Annotated in this window: 24 protein-coding genes; 8 read left to right on the top strand and 16 right to left on the bottom strand. The window is 68.6% G+C overall.

Translation table 11 applies throughout. From position 1 onward, the window contains the following. Both K3M35_RS18505 and K3M35_RS18500 read right to left on the bottom strand, forming a co-directional pair. The gene (locus tag K3M35_RS18505) at positions 1–609 is read right to left on the bottom strand and encodes a hypothetical protein (protein WP_217580287.1); all 609 of its coding nucleotides are present in this window, start codon (positions 607–609) and stop codon (positions 1–3) included. Between the two features lie 59 nt (positions 610–668). Beyond that, positions 669–1,451 carry an SDR family oxidoreductase gene (locus tag K3M35_RS18500; RefSeq protein ID WP_033096219.1) on the bottom strand — a complete coding sequence of 261 codons (783 nt, stop codon included), beginning with the start codon at positions 1,449–1,451 and terminating at the stop codon, positions 669–671. Positions 1,452–1,518: 67 nt separating this feature from the next. Here K3M35_RS18500 and K3M35_RS18495 point away from each other — a divergent pair, with 67 nt between their 5' ends. After that, entirely contained in the window at positions 1,519–1,959 is a 441-nt protein-coding gene (locus tag K3M35_RS18495; RefSeq protein ID WP_019291044.1) for a hypothetical protein, read from the top strand. Here the strand turns inward: K3M35_RS18495 and K3M35_RS18490 are convergent. The 9 genes from K3M35_RS18490 to clpB form a co-directional block, all read right to left on the bottom strand. Then, positions 1,950–2,678 (bottom strand): lysoplasmalogenase family protein, encoded by a 729-nt coding sequence (locus tag K3M35_RS18490; protein WP_033096220.1) that lies wholly within the window; start codon positions 2,676–2,678, stop codon positions 1,950–1,952. The two genes, K3M35_RS18495 and K3M35_RS18490, sit on opposite strands and share 10 nt — an antisense overlap. A 40-nt stretch (positions 2,679–2,718) precedes the next feature. Continuing rightward, positions 2,719–3,840, bottom strand: a complete 1,122-nt coding sequence (gene galK / locus K3M35_RS18485) for a galactokinase (RefSeq protein WP_217579511.1) — start codon at positions 3,838–3,840, stop codon at positions 2,719–2,721. Next, a complete protein-coding gene (galT, locus tag K3M35_RS18480) occupies positions 3,837–4,952 on the bottom strand; it encodes a galactose-1-phosphate uridylyltransferase (RefSeq protein ID WP_217579510.1) in 1,116 nt (371 codons plus the stop codon). Before galT ends, galK begins: the two co-directional genes overlap by 4 nt. 4 nt (positions 4,953–4,956) lie before the next feature. Next, entirely contained in the window at positions 4,957–5,496 is a 540-nt protein-coding gene (gene pyrE, locus K3M35_RS18475) for an orotate phosphoribosyltransferase (RefSeq protein WP_006552999.1), read from the bottom strand. A gap of 86 nt (positions 5,497–5,582) precedes the next feature. Beyond that, on the bottom strand, positions 5,583–6,170 hold the full coding sequence (locus tag K3M35_RS18470; protein ID WP_019291040.1) for a LemA family protein: 588 nt from the start codon (positions 6,168–6,170) through the stop codon (positions 5,583–5,585). A 184-nt stretch (positions 6,171–6,354) separates the two neighbouring features. Then, on the bottom strand, positions 6,355–7,137 hold the full coding sequence (locus K3M35_RS18465; RefSeq protein ID WP_019291039.1) for an SDR family oxidoreductase: 783 nt from the start codon (positions 7,135–7,137) through the stop codon (positions 6,355–6,357). Positions 7,138–7,294: 157 nt separating this feature from the next. Continuing rightward, positions 7,295–7,954, bottom strand: a complete 660-nt coding sequence (locus K3M35_RS18460) for a hypothetical protein (RefSeq protein ID WP_217580286.1) — start codon at positions 7,952–7,954, stop codon at positions 7,295–7,297. A gap of 29 nt (positions 7,955–7,983) precedes the next feature. Then, positions 7,984–8,931 carry a hypothetical protein gene (locus K3M35_RS18455; RefSeq protein WP_217579509.1) on the bottom strand — a complete coding sequence of 316 codons (948 nt, stop codon included), beginning with the start codon at positions 8,929–8,931 and terminating at the stop codon, positions 7,984–7,986. Between the two features lie 67 nt (positions 8,932–8,998). Then, entirely contained in the window at positions 8,999–11,554 is a 2,556-nt protein-coding gene (gene clpB / locus K3M35_RS18450; RefSeq protein ID WP_217579508.1) for an ATP-dependent chaperone ClpB, read from the bottom strand. 270 nt (positions 11,555–11,824) lie between these two features. On the opposite strand from clpB, the gene K3M35_RS18445 reads away from it, so the two are divergent. After that, positions 11,825–12,985 (top strand): FAD-binding oxidoreductase, encoded by a 1,161-nt coding sequence (locus tag K3M35_RS18445; protein WP_024101900.1) that lies wholly within the window; start codon positions 11,825–11,827, stop codon positions 12,983–12,985. Here the strand turns inward: K3M35_RS18445 and K3M35_RS18440 are convergent. The 3 genes from K3M35_RS18440 to K3M35_RS18430 form a co-directional block, all read right to left on the bottom strand. Beyond that, positions 12,966–13,463, bottom strand: coding sequence for an ester cyclase (locus K3M35_RS18440; protein ID WP_374107776.1), 498 nt, complete (start codon positions 13,461–13,463; stop codon positions 12,966–12,968). The genes K3M35_RS18445 and K3M35_RS18440 overlap by 20 nt on opposite strands. 167 nt (positions 13,464–13,630) lie before the next feature. Beyond that, positions 13,631–14,197 (bottom strand): hypothetical protein, encoded by a 567-nt coding sequence (locus tag K3M35_RS18435; RefSeq protein ID WP_220666848.1) that lies wholly within the window; start codon positions 14,195–14,197, stop codon positions 13,631–13,633. A 45-nt stretch (positions 14,198–14,242) separates the two neighbouring features. Next, a complete protein-coding gene (locus K3M35_RS18430) occupies positions 14,243–14,710 on the bottom strand; it encodes a hypothetical protein (protein ID WP_228044656.1) in 468 nt (155 codons plus the stop codon). 226 nt (positions 14,711–14,936) lie between these two features. On the opposite strand from K3M35_RS18430, the gene K3M35_RS18425 reads away from it, so the two are divergent. From K3M35_RS18425 to K3M35_RS18410, 5 genes are read left to right on the top strand one after another with little or no spacing between them, the layout of a single operon-like run. Further along, complete coding sequence (locus tag K3M35_RS18425; protein WP_232512561.1) at positions 14,937–15,260, top strand: hypothetical protein; 324 nt, start codon at positions 14,937–14,939, stop codon at positions 15,258–15,260. After that, positions 15,257–15,811, top strand: a complete 555-nt coding sequence (locus K3M35_RS18420) for a hypothetical protein (RefSeq protein WP_254707501.1) — start codon at positions 15,257–15,259, stop codon at positions 15,809–15,811. Before K3M35_RS18425 ends, K3M35_RS18420 begins: the two co-directional genes overlap by 4 nt. Further along, positions 15,811–15,960, top strand: coding sequence for a hypothetical protein (locus K3M35_RS26275; RefSeq protein WP_254707500.1), 150 nt, complete (start codon positions 15,811–15,813; stop codon positions 15,958–15,960). The genes K3M35_RS18420 and K3M35_RS26275 overlap by 1 nt, the downstream gene beginning before the upstream one ends. Before the next feature lie 32 nt (positions 15,961–15,992). Then, complete coding sequence (locus K3M35_RS18415) at positions 15,993–16,271, top strand: hypothetical protein (protein WP_064061273.1); 279 nt, start codon at positions 15,993–15,995, stop codon at positions 16,269–16,271. 55 nt (positions 16,272–16,326) lie between these two features. Next, the gene (locus K3M35_RS18410) at positions 16,327–16,851 is read left to right on the top strand and encodes a hypothetical protein (RefSeq protein ID WP_232512559.1); all 525 of its coding nucleotides are present in this window, start codon (positions 16,327–16,329) and stop codon (positions 16,849–16,851) included. A gap of 99 nt (positions 16,852–16,950) precedes the next feature. Here K3M35_RS18410 and K3M35_RS18405 read toward each other — a convergent pair whose 3' ends face one another. After that, positions 16,951–18,504 carry an AMP-binding protein gene (locus tag K3M35_RS18405; protein ID WP_033096228.1) on the bottom strand — a complete coding sequence of 518 codons (1,554 nt, stop codon included), beginning with the start codon at positions 18,502–18,504 and terminating at the stop codon, positions 16,951–16,953. A 197-nt stretch (positions 18,505–18,701) separates the two neighbouring features. On the opposite strand from K3M35_RS18405, the gene K3M35_RS18400 reads away from it, so the two are divergent. Further along, positions 18,702–19,493, top strand: coding sequence for an FAD-binding oxidoreductase (locus tag K3M35_RS18400; protein ID WP_019291028.1), 792 nt, complete (start codon positions 18,702–18,704; stop codon positions 19,491–19,493). A gap of 25 nt (positions 19,494–19,518) precedes the next feature. Here K3M35_RS18400 and K3M35_RS18395 read toward each other — a convergent pair whose 3' ends face one another. Further along, positions 19,519–20,037: a hypothetical protein gene (locus K3M35_RS18395; protein ID WP_064061275.1), complete on the bottom strand. Its 519-nt coding sequence runs from the start codon at positions 20,035–20,037 to the stop codon at positions 19,519–19,521. Positions 20,038–20,059: the final 22 nt, after the last annotated feature.

The raw sequence follows: 20,059 nt of genomic DNA, 5'->3' as shown, positions 1-20,059 counted from the left end.
TCAGAACGTCTCGTTCGAACCTGCTGCGACACGGAAACCGTGGCCGGTGGCGTCGTTGGTACAGGTCACGTCGGCTGCGGTGGTGGCGCACGTGTAGCCGAGCTGCGACAACGACGATCCCGGCGGCAGGACGGGGCTCGCCCCGTCGGGCGAGAGGTAGACCGGTCCGCCCGAGCACACGAACTCGCCTTCTCCGGAGTCCTGTACGCGGATGCCGAGTCCCCAGTTGACCATGCAGTCCTCGGGGCGCGGCGGGATCGGATCGGTCGGTCCTTCGCAGCCCGCCTCGGTGCGGGTGGGCAGCCGGACGATGCCGCATTCGAAGGTGCCGTCGGGGCTGCTGAAGTAGTACGACTCGTTGCGCTGGTACTCGACCTGCGCGAGCGGAGCCGGTTCCTCCGGGGAGGTCTCGGGCTCGGGAGCCGGTTCGGTCGTCGACGGGGTCGCCTCCTCGGTGGTGCTCGCAGCGACCGTCGTGGAGGGGGTCGTCGAGGCAGCCGCGGAGGTCGTCGTCGACGTCGCTTCGGAGTCGGCCTCCGGCCCGTCCGCGGAGCCTCCGCATCCTGCGACGAACAGTGCCACACCCGCGACGACTGCGACCGGCCACATCCGAATTCTCACGCAACACCCTTCCCGACGACGTGCGGGTGTCACTCTATCGAGCGGCGTCAGTGGCCGGTCAGGCGCCGGTTCACCAGGCGATTCATCCATCCGGGCGACACCTGGGCGAGCGTGGCGAGCACGGTCGCCTGCCGGCCCACGGGCCGATGCACCCGTCCCGAGCGCCGCGTGGGACGAGTCGCGTCGAACACCGCGCGGGCGACGTCGTCGGCGCCGAGGTTCACGCCCAGGGAGCGTCGCGAGCCGATGTCCATCCCGTCGACCATGTTCGTGTCGACGAACAGCGGCCACAACGCCTGCACCTTGATGTCATGGCGTGCCCACTCGAGTTCGAGTGCTTCGGTCAGGCCGCGCACCGCGAACTTGGTGGCGCTGTAGGTGGCGAGCTCGGGCTGTCCGTAGAGCGCCGACGCCGAGCACATGTTCACGATGTGCGCGCCGGGGGTGTCGCGGAGATACGGGAAGGCCGCGTGGCAGCCGAGGACGACACCGGTGACGTTGACGTCGACGAGCTGCCGGTGCCGGCTCGCCGGGGTGTCCTCGAACGGCCCGGACGACAGCAGCCCGGCGTTGTTGACGAGGACGTCGAGCCGGCCGTCGGTGCAGAACTCCTCGAGTACGCGGGTCCACGCGGAGGTGTCGGTGACGTCGAGGGCACCGGTGGCGATCTGCCCCGCGGTGACCGAGGCGCCCTCCTCGGCGAGGCTCGCGAGCCCCGCGGTGTCGATGTCGAAGGCGCCGACGCGGTAACCGTGACGGGCGAAGAACAGAGCTGTGGAGCGGCCGATACCGGCGGCGGCTCCGGTGATCACCACGCTGGGGGCAGACATGGCATCACCCTAGTCACGGGCGGGAGCCGACGGCGCACAGCGGGGATAGGCTGGGATCGGAGGAGCTGTGAATCGTCGTATCGTTGCCACCGTCGCGTTCGTCACCGTGGGATATGTCGTCGTTCTCGCGTTGTGGATGCACCTGTTCCTGCCGATCTCCGAACCCGGCACCGAGGGCTTCCAGGTGGTCTTCCTCGTCTGCCTGTACGGCACCGTGCTCGGTCTGTCGATGGCGCTCGCGGGTCGCCGCTCGAAGGTCATGCGCCGTATCGAACGCGAAGGGTACGAGGGATGGGCGACCATCCGTTCCGCGACCCCGCTCGATCTGACCTCGACCGGTCAGCTGACCCGGCTCGATCTCGAGCTCACGGTGCCCGGCTCGGAGTCCTATCGCGGCACGGTCGTCTACGAGGTCGACCGTCGCAACCTGCAGCGCTACGCGCCCGGGGAGGTCGTGAGCATCTGGGTGGACCCGCTCGACCGCGACCGGATCGTCCTCTATCCCTGACTGTTCCGGCTCGTGAGAGCAAGGAGCCCTTCCACGAGCAACAGCTGGGCCACGGTGTAGGTGGCGAGCACGAACCCTTCCGCTGCCGCGCGCATCTTCTCGTCCTTCAGGAGGGTGCGGCGCACCACGATCGATCCGTCGGACAGCGTGAAGATCAGGCCGCCGAGACCGAGCCGACTACGCCTGTCGGCACCCGGCACGGCCAGCCCTGCGCGCACTCGCGCACCGGGTGCGAGGGCGGGGTCTCCGGCAAGGATCGCAGTGGTGGCGAGCAGGGCGCCGTATCCGGTCAGCGGCGCGGCCACCGAGCGGTTGCGGGCGGCGAGCAGACCGGCCGCACCGGCCAGGGCACCGGCACGCTGCACCGCGACCGGCTTCGACACCCGCGCACCGCGCCGGACGAGGATGCTCGAGTAGGCGGTCTGCATGACACCGAAACAGGCTGCACCGCTCAGGATCCGGCGGTCCTCGTCGGAGCGGATCATGGCGATGTCACCGAGGGTGGCGGCTGCGAGACCTGCGACAAGCAGGGCGGTGTCGGCGCGATCGGTGTCGCGGGAGCGGCGCAGCACCCGCACGGCGAGCGCGGGTGCGATGAGCGGTTTGGCGATCTGCTGCAACTTCTCGTTCCCCGACACTCCCCCGACGACGGTGGCGGCCGACGCCGCCGCGAACACCGCGTGCTCGACGCCCCACCTCTTGCGACTGAACCAACCCATGCGCGCACAGTACCCGGCTGCATCGATCGTCCCGCAAGCTTCAGCAACGGCGCGCACCGCCGGACGCCGTGGCGCGCAGGAAGGTCGGCGCCGGCAGGTCGCGCTGCACAGCGGCGTCGGCGACGGCCTTCCGCACCGAGTCCACGCGGTCGTCCTCGCACAGCGCGATCGCCGACCCGCCGAAACCGCCGCCCACCATCCGGGCGCCGAGTGCACCGGCAGCGACGGCCGCGTCGACTGCGGTGTCGAGTTCGAGGCAGCTGACCTCGAAGTCGTCGCGCAACGAGCGGTGCGACGCATCGAGCAATGGTCCGAGATCCCGGATCCGCCCTGCCCGCAACAACTCCGCAGCCTTCTGAACGCGGGCGATCTCGTCGATCACGTGCCGGGCGCGGCGACGTAGGACGGGATCGTCGATCAGGTCCGCCGACGAGGCGTCGCGCAAGCTCTCCACGCCGAGGAACCGGGTGGCGTCCTCGACCTCACGGCGACGCTGTCCGTACTGTCCGTCGGCGAGCTCGTGTCCGGCCCCGGTGTCGACGACCAGCACGGTCAGCCCGCGGGCTTCCGCGTCGAACGGGATGTGTTCGCTGCTGCCATCGGCGAAGTCGAGGAGCAGCGCGTGGCCCGGACGTGCGTGGAGGGCGATCCGCTGGTCGAGCCCACCGGTGGGGGCACCGGCGTAATCGTTCTCCGCGCGCACACACGCCGCGGCGAGTCGATCACGGCCGTCGTCGCCGAGGGGCAGCCCGCACAGGTCGGCGAGCGCCACCGCGACCGACGTCTCGAGCGCCGCGGACGACGAGAGTCCCGCTCCGACGGGCACGTCCGACGCGACCGCGATGTCCGCACCGGTCAATCCCGGCGGGTCGAGCGTCCAGATCACGCCGGCGACGTAGGCGGCCCAGCCGTCGACGTGCCGGTCGCGCAGATCCAGGTCGACGCCGTCGAAACCGGAACTGCGCACGCGCAGTACATGATCGGAGCGCCGACGCACCGCGACGACGGTGATCTGCGGGATCGCCATCGGCAGACACAGACCCCCGGCGTAGTCGACGTGCTCGCCGATGAGATTGACGCGCCCGGGGGCGCACCAGCAGCCCTCGGGTTCGGTGCCGAACTCGGTCGCGAACAGTGCGCGGGCGGTCTCTGCGAACGTCATGGCGCCACCTCACGCAGGCGTTCGGCGATCCGTTCGGGGGTGGTGTCGCTGATCCACGCGCCCATCGCGGATTCGGACCCTGCGAGATATTTCAGCTTGTCCGGGGCCCGCCGCAACGAGAAGATCTGGCAGAACAGCCGCATGTCCCCGCGAGGTGCACCGACCGGCGCCTGGTGCCAGGCAGCGATGTAGGGGGCGCGGTCGACGCCGGGGAAGAACCGGTCGACGCGGCCGAGAAGGTCGCGCTGGACGGCGGCGAGTTCGTCGCGTTCGTGTTCGTCGAGGGCGGCGAGATCCGGGATGTCGCGGTGCGGGACGAGGTGCACCTCGACGGGCCAGCGTGCCGCGGCGGGGACATAGGCCGACCACGCGTCGCCGGAGACCACCAGTCGGGTGCCCGCGCGTCGTTCGGCGTCGAGGATGGCGCCCTGCAGCGACCTGCCGGTCCGCTGCCGATACTCACGGGCGCGGTCGAGCAGGGCGCGTGAGCGCGGTGGGACGAACGGGTAGGCGTAGATCTGCCCGTGTGGATGTTGCAGTGTCACACCGATTTCCACGCCGCGATTCTCGAAGCAGAAGACCTGCTCGACATCCGGTTGCTTCGACAGCGCGGCGGTGCGGGCGGCGAGCGCATCGATGACGGTGCGCGCCCGCGGCACGGAGAGGTCGGCGAATCGGGCGTCGTGGTCGGGGGTGAACGCGACGACCTCGCAGCGGCCGGTCGCCGGTCGTCGCGGCCACAGACCTTCGTCGTCGACGAGATCCTCACCGGCCGACGGCGCCCCGAGCGACGGAAAACGGTTCTCGAACACGACGACGTCGTAGTCGTCGGCCGGGATCTCGGTACACACGTCCGCCCTGCTCGGGCACAGCGGGCAGTCGACGGCCGACGGCAGGAAGGTACGGTCCATGCGGTGGGCCGCGAAGGTGACCCACTCCCCCGTCAGCGGGTCGCCGCGCATCTCGGAGGTCGCCGCGACCGGCGGCAGGTCGCGGCGGTCGTGGAGGTCGCGGGTCGCGGCACCGGAGACGAACGGCTCGGTGTCGTCGAAATAGATCAGTTCCCGGCCGTCCGCGAGATGCGTGACGGTCTGCCGGACCCGCGCCCCCACGCGGCTACTTGTCGTCCAGACCCAGGTCGGCGAGGCCGAGCAGGGAACGGTACTCGACGCCCTCGGCGGCGATGACCTCGTCGGCGCCGGTCGCGCGGTCGACGACGGTCGCGACACCCACGACGATCGCGCCGGCATCGCGCAGCGCCTTGACGGCGGTGAGCGGCGAGTTGCCGGTGGTGGTGGTGTCCTCGACGACGAGCACGCGCTTGCCGGTGACGTCCGGTCCCTCGATCTGCCGCTGCATGCCGTGGGCCTTGGCGGCCTTGCGGACGACGAAGGCGTCGATGGGCCGGCCGGGGGCGTGCATGACGGCGAGGGCGACGGGGTCGGCACCCATGGTCAGGCCTCCGACGGCGTCGAAGTCCCAGTCGGAGACGAGTTCGCGCAGGAGCGTGCCGATGAGCGGGCCGGCCTTGTGGTGCAAGGTCGCGCGGCGCAGGTCGACGTAATAGTCGGCTTCCTTACCGGACGACAGGGTCACGCGGCCGTGTACCACCGCCAGCTCGCGTACCAGTGCTGCCAGTTCGTCGCGGTCACTCATTGCGTCCTCACCCGTCGTTCGGCGGCGCGACGCCGGTGCGGTCGCGCTCGTGTCGGGGAACGAGCCTAGTCGCTGCGGGTCGCAGGTCAGGCAGCGACGGTGTCGGAGGTCGCCTCGGACTCCGACCGGACGTCGTTCTCGACAACCTCCGCATCGACGGTCTCGTGCCTGCGGGCCGGCTCGGATGCGGCGACGGGCGCGGGCGCCTCGAACAGCACGACAGGTCCGACGGCCGCGAGCTTCGCGAACAGCGAGGTGGGGAATCCGCCGACCGCGGTGTTCAGTGCGCCACCGAGGTCGTTGTGTACGCGGACGGCTCCGGCGATGCGCTGCTCGCGGGTCTGCAGTTCCCGGGCGACCCGGATGAACGGCCAGTGGTTGACCCCTCCGAGTCCACCGATCAGCTCGTGGAGCGTCGCCGACAGCGCGTTCTCCGCACCGGCGCGTTCGGTGAGACCCAGGCGCTGGTCGCGCACACCGATGGCGAGCGAGCGGGCGCCGACGACGGGCCGGATGCGCTCACGTTCTACACCGGCGCCGGCCGACGCCGCGATGAGCGCGGGCACGAGATCGTAGCGGTCGTCGAGTTCGTGGAGGAGCAGGCGCAGGCTCTCCCGGTGGCGTTGCTGCAACGTCCGAAGACGGCGCACGCCTGCGCGCAACCACAGCACCACCGCAACCACGACAGCAACACAGAGCACCACAGCCACAGACGTCACGCGCAGAAATGTACCGAGCGCACGAACCCCGTCGAAGACTGCACCCGGCGTGTCCTGCGCGGTGTATCCGTACCGTGATCTGGCAACGCCCGCCGTCAGTTCGTCCGTGGCGATCGGGTGCTGTCGCGGCCGCAGCCGATCAGGTGCGGCCGCGACCGTTGCCGAAGGTGTTGGTCAGCTTCCGCACGAGGTTCTGCGGCACCAGTCGTCCCGCCGTGGCGAGCACCTTGTACTGCAGCCCCGGAATGCTGCGGACCTTGCCCTTGTCGAGGTCGGCGAGCGAAGTGCGCACCACCTCGTCGACGTCGAGCCACATCAGGTTCGGGGTGGACGACATGTCGATCCCGGCACGCTGATGGAACTCGGTGCGCACGAAGCCGGGGCACAGTGCCTGCACCCGCACGCCCGTGCCGGCGAGGCCACCGGCCAGCCCTTCGGTGAACGACACGACATAGGCCTTGCTGCCGGAGTAGGTGGAACCGCGACCGGGCAGCAGACCGGCCACGCTCGCGACGTTGACGATGTCGCCTCTGCCCGCCTCGATCATCGACGGGAGCGCGGCGCGGGTGAACGCGACGACCGAGGTGACGTTGACGTCGAGCTGCGCCTGCAGCAGGCCCGGATCGGCGGTCCAGAACTCGCCGGTCGTGCCGAAGCCGGCGTTGTTGACGAGCATCTCGACACCGCGACCGAGGCGTTCGACGACGAGATCGCGACCGTCGACGGCCGCCAGATCGGCGACGATGATCTCCGATGCCGCCCCGAACTTCTGCTTCAGCTCGGCGGCGAGTTCGTCGAGGGCGGGACGGGTGCGGGCGACGAGCACGAGGTCGTAACCGCGACTCGCGAGGGTGCGGGCGAAACCCGCACCGATTCCCGAGGTGGGTCCGGTCACGAGCGCGACGGGGCGGACGGAAGTCATGGCCGCCACACTAACGACACGCGACGCGCGCGACCACCTCCCGAGGACTTACCTCAGTGACAATTCTCGGCGTTTCGCCTCAGTGACAATTCTCGGCGTTCCGCCGCAGTGACAATCCTCGGCGTTCCGCCTCAGTGACAATTCTCGGCGTTCCGCCTCAGTGACGGGCGGAGGGCCGGCCCGGATCCTGCGAACCCCGGTCCAGTTCCTCGGGTTCCACGACGGGCGGCAGCACGTGGAGGATGCCCGACAAACGCGCGACGGTCTCGATGGCCGAGTCCCATTCGCGTCCGGAGCTGCCGACGGGGATCGAGCCGAGCGTCCACTCGCCTTCGCTCCACAGCATCTGTAAGTGGTCGGGGATGGACTCGGTGAACGCGACCATCCGCTGGTCGCACACGCGTCGCGCGATCTCGAGGTCGGTGGCGAAGACGATGCGCGGGCCGATCGAACCGAGCAGGTTCATGTCGGGGTCCTTCGGCGGCGGCGTCGACTTGAGCCGCAGATCGATGTCGACGTCGGAGCCGACCTTGCGCCGGACCGCGATGATCGTCGCGGTCTCCTCGATGTCGAACAGGACGAACTCCTCGCCGCGGCGAACCCCACGGACGATGTCGATCGCGCCGAGATATTCCTGCTTGGCGAGCGCCGCGCGGTGCCAGGTGGACGGCAGGTGGTCCTCGGCGGAGGTGTACTTGTAGCCCTGCGCTTTGGCCCAGATCTCCCGGATACGACCCGACTGTTCTCGCCGCGTCCGGTCGACGTAGAGCAGCGCGACCGCACCCAGCAGTGCGACCGCGGCCAGAGAGAACCACATGGCAGTCATCGTCGAGTCAGCCTAGCGGGTCAGCGGCCCGAACCACCGAAGGATGGGAGGGACGCGCTGACGACGGTCTCGGCGGTCATCCGTCCCTGCTCGACGGCACTGCCGGTCGCCACGGCGGTCGCTCCGACCTCGAGGCTGTCGGCGGTGTCGCCGGTCAGGGTGATGATCTCGGTGTCGGGGGTGAGGACGACGGTGACCGTCGAACCACCGATGACGCCGAGGGTGATGCTGCCGCCGTCGTTAGCGGTGATCGTGCCCACGACCGCGCCCGCGTCGCCCATGACCTCGCCGAGTCCGCCGGGGATCCGGTCGAGCGGCAGTCCCGGTGTGGTCGGTTCGGGTGCCGGCGGGAGAGTCGCCGTCGGCGGGGGCGCGACGGTGGCCGGGGCGCGATCCGACGCGACCCGCGAGGTGGAGTCGTCGGGCCGGCTGAGCAGGAACCCGATGGTGCCGCCGAGCGCGATGAGGACCACCGCGGCGAGCGTGATCAGTCCCCAGCGCGGGCCGCGCGGCTTCCCGGCATCCGTGCCGGGCGCCGGACCCGTGGGTGGCTGCCCGGGGATTCCGTGCCCCCGCGTTCCCGGTCCCGAATTCATCGCCGTCTGCGGGTTACCGGGGTCGTATCCGGGGAGCACCTGTGTGGGCTGATAGCCGTGCGGGGGCGGGTAGCCCGGCTGAGGCGGATACGGCTGTTGCGACGGAGGACCCTGTTGCGACGGAGAACCCTGTTGCGACGGAGGACCCTGCGGGGAGGGATAGGCCTGGGTGGGCTGGTACTCGCTCCCCTGCGCGCCCCACTGCTCGTAGCGGGTGTACGCGACCGTCGGGTTGGTGACCGGCCGCCCGTACGCCTCGGTCGCGTCGTCGGTGTGCAGCACGCGGGTCGCGTCGGGGTCCGTCCCGTTCGACGACTCGTCGAGTGCGTAGGCCCGTTCCTGCGGGGTGCGCGGATCCTGGGGATTCTTCATAGCGCCTTCCAGAGTAGGCGCGCGCGGCCCCGGCAGCTCCTGCCGCCGAGGCCGCGCACGGGCGCCGTCAGGCGCTGATCACGAGGTGGTCGCCGTCCTCGCTGACGCCCACGTGGACGGTGTCTCCGTCCTTGATCTCACCGGCGAGCAGCTTCTTGGCGAGCTGGTCGCCGACCGCCTGCTGTATCAGGCGGCGCAACGGACGTGCACCGTACTGCGGGTCGTAGCCGCGCACCGCCAGCCAGAACCGCGCGGTGCTCGAGACGTCCAGTGTCAGTCGCCGCGCCGACATGCGGTCGGCGAACTGGTCGAGCTGGATGTCGACGATCTTCTCGAGCTGCTCCTCCGAGAGCGGGTCGAAGATCACGACGTCGTCGAGCCGGTTGATGAACTCCGGCTTGAACGCCGCCCGCACCGCCGCCATGATGTGCTCCCGATCGCCACCCGCACCGAGGTTCGATGTGAGGATCAGGATGGTGTTGCGGAAGTCGACCGTGCGGCCCTGGCCGTCGGTGAGACGACCGTCGTCGAGCACCTGCAGCAGCGTGTCGAAGACGTCCGGGTGTGCCTTCTCGACCTCGTCGAACAGCACCACCGTGTAGGGGCGACGCCGCACGGCCTCGGTCAGCTGACCGCCGGCCTCATAGCCGACGTAGCCCGGAGGCGCACCGACGAGGCGTGCCACCGAGTGCTTCTCGCTGTACTCGGACATGTCGATCCGCACCATGGCACGTTCGTCGTCGAACAGGAAGTCGGCGAGCGCCTTCGCCAGCTCCGTCTTGCCGACACCGGTCGGGCCGAGGAACAGGAAGGACCCCGTCGGACGGTTCGGGTCGGCGACACCGGCACGTGCACGACGCACCGCGTCGGAGACGGCCTGCACCGCGACGTCCTGGCCGACGACCCGCTTGCGCAGTTCGTCCTCCATCCGCAGCAACTTGGAGGTCTCGCCCTCGAGCATGCGGCCGGCGGGGATGCCGGTCCATGCCGCGACGACGTCGGCGACGTCGTCCGGGCCGACCTCCTCCTTGAGCATCAGGGCGCCACCGGCGGTGGTACCCGACGCGGCGGCTGCCGCCTCGAGCTTCTTCTCCAGCTCGGGGATGCGGCCGTAGCGCAGCTCGGCGGCCTTGCCGAGGTCGCCGTCGCGTTCGGCGCGTTCTTCCTCACCGCGCAGGGATTCGAGCTGTTCCTTGATCTCCCGCACGGAGTCGATCGCGGTCTTCTCGTTCTGCCAGCGCGTGGTGAGCTGGTTGAGCTTCTCCCGCTCGTCGGCGAGTTCGGCGCGCAGCTTCTCGAGGCGCTCCTTCGAGGCCTCGTCGCTCTCCTTCTGCAACGCCATCTCCTCGATCTCGAGGCGACGGACGACGCGTTCGACGGTGTCGATCTCCTCGGGACGCGAGTCGATCTCCATCCGCAGGCGCGAGGCTGCCTCGTCGACGAGGTCGATCGCCTTGTCGGGTAGGAAGCGCGAGGTGATGTACCGGTCGGACAGCGTCGCCGCCGCGACGAGCGCGGAGTCGGTGATGCGCACGCCGTGGTGCACCTCGTAGCGCTCCTTGAGGCCGCGCAGGATGCCGACGGTGTCCTCGACACTCGGCTCCCCCACCAGGACCTGCTGGAAACGACGTTCGAGGGCCGCGTCCTTCTCGATGTACTTGCGGTACTCGTCGAGGGTCGTGGCACCGACCAGCCGCAGCTCACCGCGGGCGAGCATCGGCTTGATCATGTTGCCGGCGTCCATCGCCGACTCGCCGGTCGCGCCGGCGCCGACGATGGTGTGGAGCTCGTCGATGAAGGTGATGATCTGCCCGGCCGATTCCTTGATCTCGTCGAGCACGGCCTTGAGGCGTTCCTCGAACTCGCCGCGGTACTTCGCGCCCGCGACCATCGAGCCGAGGTCGAGCGAGATGACGGTCTTGCCGCGCAGCGACTCGGGCACGTCCCCGGCGACGATGCGCTGGGCGAGGCCCTCGACGATGGCGGTCTTACCGACGCCTGGCTCACCGATGAGGACCGGGTTGTTCTTGGTCCTGCGGGAGAGCACCTGGACGACACGGCGGATCTCGTTGTCGCGACCGATGACCGGGTCGAGCTTGCCTTCACGCGCCCGCGCCGTCAGATCGGTGGAGTACTTCTCCAGGGCCTGATAGCTGGCCTCGGGATCGGCGGAGGTCACGCGGCGGTTGCCGCGGACGGTCGTGAAGGCGTCGCGCAGGGCGGCCGGCGTTGCGCCGTGCCCGGCGAGGAGCTTCGCGACATCGGAGTCGCCACCGGCGAGGCCGACGAGGACGTGCTCGGTGGAGACGAATTCGTCGGTGAGTTCGGTGGCGAGTTTCTGTGCCGCGGTCATGGCCGCGATCGCCTCACGCCCGAGCTGTGGTGTGGTGGTCGCCCCGCTGGTCTGCGGAAGACGACGGACGAGGTCCTCGGCTTCCCTGCGCACCGCGGCCGGGTCGACGCCCACCGCTTCGAGCAGCGGGCCGGCGATGCCGTCGGTCTGGTCGAGCAGTGCCACGAGCAGGTGTGCCGGACGGATCTCCGGGTTGCCCGCAGCGGACGCCGACTGAAGTGCAGCGGTGAGTGCGGCCTGGGTCTTGGTCGTCGGATTGAACGAGTCCACTGCGCGCCCCTTTCTTTCTCGGTGCACCCCACGCGCAGGCGAGTGCCCCATGTCGATTCTGCAGCCGATTCCCTGCCTCGGGCAGGTCTCGGTGATGTCGAATTCTTCAACGGATCATAAGTTGAGTTTGTTCCACTCAACTTTCCTGAGTGCAGTGATTCTGCTCACAAACCGCTCGCAGGTTGTGACGGACCCGGCGGTCAGTGGCCGGGCGCCCTGCAACCGACTACAGTGGCGGCGTTCGCGCAGCACGGATACAGGGAGGATGGCGTGGAGGCTTTCGCCATCGCCCGGGTTCAGCTCAGCTTCGCGTCGATCATCGCCACCCCCACCGGAGCCGAACGGTTCGCGACGGCGTTCTACAACGCCATGTGGAGCGAGTCCACCGGCATCCGCTCACTGTTCCCCGCCGGCATGGAGTCGATGCGACAGCGGTTCGCGACCGCGGTCGGCTGGGTCGTCGCCCGCCTCCACGAACCGGGCACCGTCGACAGGTTCCTCGCCCAGCTCGCGCGCGACCACCGTAAGTACGGGGTCGAGCCGCTGCACTACCGCGTCGCGGGCAACGCACTGCTCGCCGCGGTCCGCGAATGCACTCCCCTGATCCTGTGGACGGCCGCGCTCGAACGCACCTGGGCCGAGGTCGTCGACGGAGTCGTCGAGACGATGGCGACCGCCGCGGCCACCGACGACCTGCCTGCCTCGTGGGGGGCCACCGTCGTCGGCCACGAACGCGTGCTCCCCGATCTGGCCATCATCCGGCTCGAGGCCGACAGCTCGATCCCCTACTACGCGGGCCAGTACATGAGCGTGCAGATCCCGCAGCGCCCGCACATGTGGCGATACCTGTCGGCAGCGATCCCGCCGAATCCGTACGGGCAGATCGAATTCCACGTTCGACGGGTCTCCACCGGATGGGTGAGCCCCGCGCTCGTCGGCGAGACCGCGGTCGGCGACCGGTGGACGATCGGCCCACCGCTCGGTGGCCTGCACGTCGACCGCGAGAGCGGCCGGGACGTGCTGATGATCGCGTCCGGCACCGGTCTCGCACCCATGCGCGCCCAGATCATGGAGATGGCGATGCGCGGCGACAACCCGCGCGTCCACCTGTTCTACGGGGGCAAGTATCCGTGCGACCTGTACGACCTCGAGACCCTGTGGCAGATCGCCACGACCAACCCGTGGCTGACCATCGTGCCGGTGCTCGAGGAGAAGGAGAACCCTTGGTGGCACCCGGTTCCCGCGAAGGAACCGCCCACCGGCCTCAACCGGCCGATGTACGGCAAGCTCGGTAAGGTCGCCGGGCAGTTCGGCACGTGGGCCGACCGTCAGATCCAGATCGCCGGGTCGCCGTCGATGATCCGCACGACGCTGTACGCGCTGTCGGCGGCAGGCACCCCGCGTCAGAACATCAGCTTCGACCCGCTCTGATCTGCTTGCGCAGCTTCCGTGCTGCGAGAACGTTCCGCGTCAGCGAGATCGGGTTCGGTGGCACCCATCCCGCCTGCTTTGCCATTCCGAGGTCGTCGCGCACGGCCCAATGCTCGACGATCTTGCCGTCGGCCACCCGCATCCAATGGGCCTGACGCACCGTGAAACTCTTTCCCGTCGGCGCGAACACCTGATCGACGCGGCCCTGCTCGTCGTAGGTGGCGAAGGGTCCTTCGTGTCGCGCCGACATGACGGTGTCGAGGACGACGAGATCGTCCTGCTCCACAACGTTCTTCACCTCGAACTTCAGATCTGCGAAGGCGTCACGCAACCACAGTGCAGTCGCGAAGAAACCGTCGGGTCCGTGGACTCTGGTGGGAGGCGGTTCACTCTTTGCTTCGCGATTGACCGCGTCCGCGGACAGCACCTCGCCGAAAACGCTGCGATCACCGTCGGCCATCATCATCAGAGCCCGCACGGCGAGAGATTTCTTCTCCTCGGATCCGAGTTCCGGGGGTGGACGCCGGAGTGGAATGTTCGATCTTCACGGCACTTCTCCTGCCTGTGAAACGAGACGATCGACCCCCGGTTCGAGTATGAACCGGCCGGTCCAGAAGTCAACGCCGCAGGAGAAGGGAACGGTGGTTACATCCGCTGCGCCGCGACCGCCCGCGCGAACTCCGGATGCGCCTGCGAGATGACGAGTTCCGAACCGTCCTCGGTCACGGACATTCCCAGAGAGGCCCGCTTCGGCTCGAGCACCCGCAAGGCGACGTAGATCGGGAGGAACGACAGACCGAAGACACCGAGCAGCGCCAGACCGTAGATCTCGGGAGCGCCCTGCACGAGCGCGAACACCAGCGCGAGGAAGATGACGCCGAGGACCGTGCAGGTCGCGGCGGCGGCGATCTGCCAGCGCGTGCGGACGGCGACGCAGCGAGCACACACGGGCCAGTCCACCGCGGCGACCTGCACCGTGTAGGCTGCCTCGAGCGCCGAACCGAACCGGTTCGATCCCTGGCGGGGCTCCGATGCGTCGGCCGCGACCGTCACCCGGACACGTCCGGTCTCGGGCTCTCCGTGGCGCGGGCAGATCGGGGGGATGGGATCGATCGGTCGCATCGAACCGTCTCCGAGCGTGCTCGTCGCTCCCGAGCCCGGATATTCGACTGCCAACCGCACCTCGACCCGCTGGACGTCCCCGTTCACCATGCGAGGGAGTATGTCAGGCCGCACTCCCCGGTGAAAGCCGAGGATCTATCGGCCGCGTCGCCTCTCCGTCTCGGCCACGAAGTTCGGGTGGGCGTACGCGACAACGAGGGCCGACCCGTCGATCGGAGCCTCGAAACCCCACCAGCCCTGACGCATCTGTCTGACGAAGATCGCCGGGGTCGGAACGAGGAAGGTTCCGAACACGAGCAGCGACCACAGGGCCATGTACTCGCGGGCCCAGCCGAGGGCCGCCATCTGCACCGCGACGAGCAGGCAGACCAGTCCGCCCAGCATGCACAGCCACATCGCCCACCGTGTCAGCCGATCGATCCGGACGCACCGCGCACACATCGGTACATCGAACGCGATCACGTGTGGCTTGTGCTGCGCACGTGCACGCCACGTACTGGCCTTCGCCGCAGCTTCGGTACCGATGATGCGGATCTGCGCGCGACTGTGCCGGATCTTGCGATAGGTGGTGACCCAGGTGTGCACGCGCTCGACCTCCGGCACCCCGTGCACAGGACACACGGGTGGAAGCTCATCCTTCACCGTCAGCTGGACGGGTCGGCCCCCCAGTCGTGTCGGTATCGCATCGTCACGGTCCTGTGTCTCGAAACGCACATGCGCAAGAACATTTTTCGTGTTCCCCCCGGTTGTCACGTCGTGCACTGTAGCGGGCGTCGCAAACGCCGTTGCGATGGCCTACACTCTCGTCCGATCACGACTGGGGGATGTCTTGACACGATCGAATCTGTATGTGGACCCGGACGACCTGCGCGCTGCAACACATGATCTGCGCGATCTGGCCGACCAGGCGGATGGTGCACGCCGTTACGCCGATCGCTGGCTGACGCCTCCTGAGACCGGGGGACTGATCTACTTCGATGTCGTCGAACGGGTGCACACGGCCCGTGCCCGGCTGACGGCTCTCTACGACGAGCTGGGTGTGGCGATCGACCGAGCGGCGACGGCGATGACCGAATCCGCACGGACATACGAGGACACCGAACTGGGCACTTCGGCACAGTTCGAGCGCACCGGTCCGGACATCGGCCGGTGAGCGCTCGTCCGGACGATGCGCTCGTCGAACCCACCGCGTCCGATCCCATACCGGACCTGATCGAACGCACCCTGGGGATGTACTACCTCTCCCCGAGCTTCTACGTCGCCGAACTCTGCAAGTTCGTGGTGGGCACGGATCCGTGGGTGTACGCGGCCCAGCACTGCGGTGGCGACTGGGAGTCGGTGCTGCGCACGAGCGATGGCGTGAACAGGCTGGCCACCTTCCACCGTGCGTACGCGACGGCCGTAGACGACGTCCACGGCACGGTTGCCCCGTGGGACGGATCGGCGGGCGGGGCCGCCGGTCGTTATCTCACCGATCTGCAGAACGCCCTCGACGAACAGGCCCGGGCCGTTCACGGGATCTCTGAGCAATTGGAGAAGATCGCCGTGTCGATGTACGAACTGAACCAAGCATTCGCCGAAATCCTCTCGGTCATAACCGATGCAGCCATCAGGGTTCTGATCAGGATCGCGGCGACGAGTTCTTCGGGCAGCCCGGCGATGTCGGAGTTCTGGGCTCGGCGGCCATTGCAGCGTCCTCCGTAGTGGACCTGGTGATCATCAGCGACCAGTGGAGGAAGGCGATCGACGTCCACACCACAGTGTGGACGTCCATCCAGGGCCTCATCGGTGTGCTCACCGGAAATCTCGCGAAGATCGAGAACATCGAGATCCCCGGCCTCCCCGCAGTCTAGGCACCACGGTGCCGCACAGGAATCGAGAAGACATGGACGAATCCGAGATCGTCGTCGACGTCGCGCGCGGCGATACCACCCTGTCCCGCGAGATCGTCACGTCATTGCGGTCGATCGCCGATGCCACGGGCGACCCGGCCTTCGCGAAGCTCGTCGAGCAGGTGACGTCGGGTGAGCTGGGGGTGCGGGAACTCGCCGGTACAGAAGTGTTCTCGTCGATGCTCGACCGTCTGGTCGCCCCGGTCTTCGAGTCGCTGAAGGAGACGACCTTCGAGGACCTCGTCGAGGAGCGTCCCGACCCTCGAATGTAACGCAGCTCACACTCCTCGCGATGATCCATCATCAGCCACACACAGAGGAACGGACATGAGCAGGATTCACGTGTGGCTCGCGATGATCGTCGTCATCGCGGGGATCGGGCTGACGGGCCCGACCGCGTCGGCCGCAACGCCCTATTGCGGCATCCACTGGGGTTCGCTGGACAAGGTGAACCCGACGATGGTCGCCTCACCGTTCACCGCCGTGCGGGCAGGACGGCACGAGTGCTTCGACCGGACCGTCGTCGATCTCGCCGGGCCGGCCGCGGGTTACCGCGTCGGCTACGTCCCCGCCGTCCACGAGGACGGATCGGGGTTCGAGGTCCCGCTGCGCGGAGGCGCCTACCTCCAGGTGGTCGTCCTCGCGCCCGCCTACTACGTACCGGCGAACCGGCGCGAGGTCGTCGACGTGAGCGGATACCGCACCCTGCGACAGGTGGCGTGGGCCAACAGTTTCGAAGGCCAGACCACCCTCGGTGTCGGGGTACGGGCCCGGCTGCCGTTCCGGGTGTTCACCCTCGACGGTCCCGGTAGCGGTTCACGGGTGGTGCTGGACGTCGCGCACCAGTGGTGAGGCAGGACAGCGGCATTCCGAATCCACGAGTCCTGGTGACAAACAGCCGGCCCCGGCAACCACGACCGGTTGCCGGGACCGACCGCCACGCGAACGAGGTCAGCGATAGGACGCCCGCAGCGTCTTCTTGTCGAGCTTGCCCAGCGGCGTCAACGGCAGGGCGTCGAGGAAGTCGACCGATTTGGGGGCGTGCACCGAACCCTTTGCGGCACGCACCTTCTCGATCAGTTCCTCGACCGGCACCGACTGACCGTCGCGCAGCACGACACACGCCTTGACGGCCTCGCCCCACTTGGTATCCGGCACACCGACGACGGCCACGGACGCGACCGCCGGGTGCGACGAGATGACGTCCTCGATCTCGCGGGGGAAGACGTTGAAGCCGCCGGTGACGATCATGTCCTTCTTGCGGTCGACGATCGTCATGAAGCCGTTCTTGTCGGCGCGCGCGACGTCGCCGGTGTGCAGCCATCCGCCGCGCAGCGCCTCGGCGGTCTCCTCCGGCTTGTTCAGATAGCCCTTCATCACGAGCGGGCCGCGCACACAGATCTCGCCGAGTTCGCCCTGCGGCACCTCGTTCAGGTCGTCGTCGAGCAGGCGGACGTCGAGCCACGGCACGGGGCGGCCGCACGACGCGAGGCGGCTCGGATCGTCGGGGAGGTGTTCTTCCTTGCGCAGCACCGAGATGGTCATGCCGCATTCGGACTGGCCGTAGAACTGGAAGAAGACCGGGCCGAGCCGCTCGATCCCTTCGCGCAGGCGGGACGGCGACATCGCCGACGCACCGTAGAACAGGGTCTCGATGCTCGACAGGTCGCGGCTGTCGAAATCGGGATGGTCGAGCAGCATGTAGATCATCGTCGGCACGAGCATGGTCGCGTTGATGCGATGCTTCTCGATCGCTTCGAGCACGAGCGCAGGATCGAAGTGCGGCAGCACGTAGAGGCATCCGCCGCGCAGGAGCGTGGGGACGAAGAACGCCGCACCGGCGTGCGAGAGCGGGGTGCACACGAGGAAGCGCGGCTGCTCGGGCCACTGCCACTCGGCCATCTGGATCTGGTTCAGGGCCGCGCCCGAACGGAACGAGCCCATCACGCCCTTCGGCTTCCCGGTCGTGCCGCCGGTGTAGACGATGGAGGAGGTGTCCTCGATGTCGACGGGCGCGGACACGAGGCGCTGCTCGGTGAACTCCTCGGACAGGGCGAGAATGTCGGTGCCCACCGAGGACGGGCCGAGGGAGAACAGGTTCTTCAGGGTCGGCACCTGCTCGCGCAGCTCCGCTGCGCGTTCCTCGAAGTGGCGGGGATCGAAGATCAGGGTCTCGATCTCGGCGTCGGTCGAGATGTACAGGTGGTCGGAGAGCGAGCCCATCGGGTTCAGGGCCGTGGTGCGGCAGCCGGCGACCATCGTGGCGCCCATCGAGATGAGCACCTCGGGCCGGTTCTTGGACAGCATCGCGACCGCCGTTCCCTGGCCGACCCCGACGGACGCGAGCGCCTGCTGGAACCGGCTGATGGCGGCGCGCATCTCGGCTCCGGTGAGGACGACGTCACCGAGGTGCAGGGCGGGCCGGTCGGCGCTGCGGTCGAGCGCGGTGATGAGGAGATCGGGCGTGAATGCGGGGCGGTAGAGGTCGGCGTACTCCTCGGGCATGGTCGTCCTTCCGGTGTGCTGTGACGGTCCGTTGTGTGACGTCACCGGTTGGCGTTCTCCGCTGTGGTGACCATCACCTGCCGTTCGTCACGATAACCGCCCGAGGCCGAAAACTGAAACACGTTCCACTCTGCCTTTTCGGCGACTTCTCGCCTAGAGTCTTGGGCACGTCACAGCACACCACCGGGGGATCACGCATGCAGTCGGCCACGCCGTCACCGAGCGAGACCGAAACGGCAGTCACCGCAACCGTCGTCGAACATCATCGGCTCCGGCACGACCTCGCCGTCGTGCGTCTCGAATGCGACGACGCGATCGTCGATTTCCGCCCCGGGCAGTACGTCGACGTGGCCGTGCCGCAGCGTCCCACGCTGCCGCGTCGCCTCTCCCCCGCGCTGCCACCGTCGCTGGACGGCAAGCTCGAGTTCCACGTGCGCACGGTCCCGGGTGGCTGGGTGAGCGGCGCGATCGTCGCCGACACCCAACCGGGCGACGTGTGGCAGATCGGCGCCGCCCGCGGCGGCGACCTCCACATCGACGACACCGGCCGCATCGTCATCATGGTGGCCGGCGGCACGGGCCTCGCGCCGCTGCGGTCGCTGATCCTCGACACGGCGCGTCACCCGGATCCGCCCCGCACCTTCCTGTTCACGGGCGCCCGCAACCCGCGCGACCTGTACGCCGCCGACATGCTCATGCTCCTGTCCGAGGCGCTGCCGTGGCTGACGGTGGTGCCGGTCGTGGAGACCCTCGAGATCCCCGACATCCCCGACCCCTGGTTCGATCGCATCGCCCCGCGCATCGACGAGTTCGGACCCGACCCCGACGAACTGCTCGAGGGCAGCGTCGACGAGGTCGTCACGTCCTACGGTGCGTTCGGCGACCACCAGGTGCTCGTGTGTGGCCCGGCGGCCATGGTGCGCACCACCGCTCAGCGGCTGATCGAGACCGGCACCCCGGTCGAGAACATCCGCTACGACCCGTACTGAGTGCGCCCGACGTCCGGCCGGCTCTTCAGCGATCGGCTGCGACGGTCACCCAGGCACGAGCGACGACGGATCCGGAAGGATCCGTGCCGATGAGCGCGACGTCCTCGACGTCCTCGTGATCGGTGCGGTAACGCTGCAACACGGTCACCGACCAGGTCTGTGATCCGGGACCCGCGGAATGTCCGTAGAACCGCATCCGGAGTCGCCGCACATCGGCGAGGTCGAACCGTTCGACAACCGAATGCAGCAGTTCGTCGGCGAGCGGGACGGACGCACCGTGCTCACCGACCGGACGCGCCGATCCGGACACGTAGACCTCGGCGACCAACCGCCCGATCTCATCGACGTGTCCGAGTGTCCGGTCGAGCCGACCGGACGCCTCGTCGCGGTTGTCGCGGGACCGGCAGGCCAGCGCCTCGGTGGTGGGTGGCGCGAAGAACACGATGTCCACTTCGTCCACCGGGCCGTCTTCGAGACGGGGCCCGGCTCCCCAGAGGGACAGCACGGTCGGGAGGGAACGGACGTCCCCGTTCGTGATCGTCACATGCCCTCCCTACCTTTCGGAT

Source organism: Rhodococcus sp. DMU2021 (assembly GCF_019641445.1).
In the GTDB taxonomy this organism is placed as follows: Bacteria; Actinomycetota; Actinomycetes; order Mycobacteriales; family Mycobacteriaceae; genus Rhodococcus; species Rhodococcus pyridinivorans.
The sequence above is the reverse complement of the archived record's forward strand: the minus strand, read 5'-3'. Positions and strand labels throughout refer to the sequence as shown.

What these genes read in the sequence shown, in the direction of transcription:
- K3M35_RS18460 (WP_217580286.1), bottom strand. Translation starts at nt 7,954, where the DNA reads ATGTGGTTCTCTCTGGCCGCGGTCGCACTGCTGGGTGCGGTCGCGCTG.
- K3M35_RS18465 (WP_019291039.1), bottom strand. Translation starts at nt 7,137, where the DNA reads ATGACTTCCGTCCGCCCCGTCGCGCTCGTGACCGGACCCACCTCGGGA.
- K3M35_RS18455 (WP_217579509.1), bottom strand. Translation starts at nt 8,931, where the DNA reads ATGAAGAATCCCCAGGATCCGCGCACCCCGCAGGAACGGGCCTACGCA.
- K3M35_RS18500 (WP_033096219.1), bottom strand. Translation starts at nt 1,451, where the DNA reads ATGTCTGCCCCCAGCGTGGTGATCACCGGAGCCGCCGCCGGTATCGGC.
- galK (WP_217579511.1), bottom strand. Translation starts at nt 3,840, where the DNA reads ATGACGTTCGCAGAGACCGCCCGCGCACTGTTCGCGACCGAGTTCGGC.
- K3M35_RS18400 (WP_019291028.1), top strand. Translation starts at nt 18,702, where the DNA reads ATGCAGTCGGCCACGCCGTCACCGAGCGAGACCGAAACGGCAGTCACC.
- K3M35_RS18505 (WP_217580287.1), bottom strand. Translation starts at nt 609, where the DNA reads ATGTGGCCGGTCGCAGTCGTCGCGGGTGTGGCACTGTTCGTCGCAGGA.
- K3M35_RS18410 (WP_232512559.1), top strand. Translation starts at nt 16,327, where the DNA reads ATGAGCAGGATTCACGTGTGGCTCGCGATGATCGTCGTCATCGCGGGG.
- K3M35_RS18435 (WP_220666848.1), bottom strand. Translation starts at nt 14,197, where the DNA reads ATGGTGAACGGGGACGTCCAGCGGGTCGAGGTGCGGTTGGCAGTCGAA.
- K3M35_RS18490 (WP_033096220.1), bottom strand. Translation starts at nt 2,678, where the DNA reads ATGGGTTGGTTCAGTCGCAAGAGGTGGGGCGTCGAGCACGCGGTGTTC.
- K3M35_RS18405 (WP_033096228.1), bottom strand. Translation starts at nt 18,504, where the DNA reads ATGCCCGAGGAGTACGCCGACCTCTACCGCCCCGCATTCACGCCCGAT.
- K3M35_RS18415 (WP_064061273.1), top strand. Translation starts at nt 15,993, where the DNA reads ATGGACGAATCCGAGATCGTCGTCGACGTCGCGCGCGGCGATACCACC.
- pyrE (WP_006552999.1), bottom strand. Translation starts at nt 5,496, where the DNA reads ATGAGTGACCGCGACGAACTGGCAGCACTGGTACGCGAGCTGGCGGTG.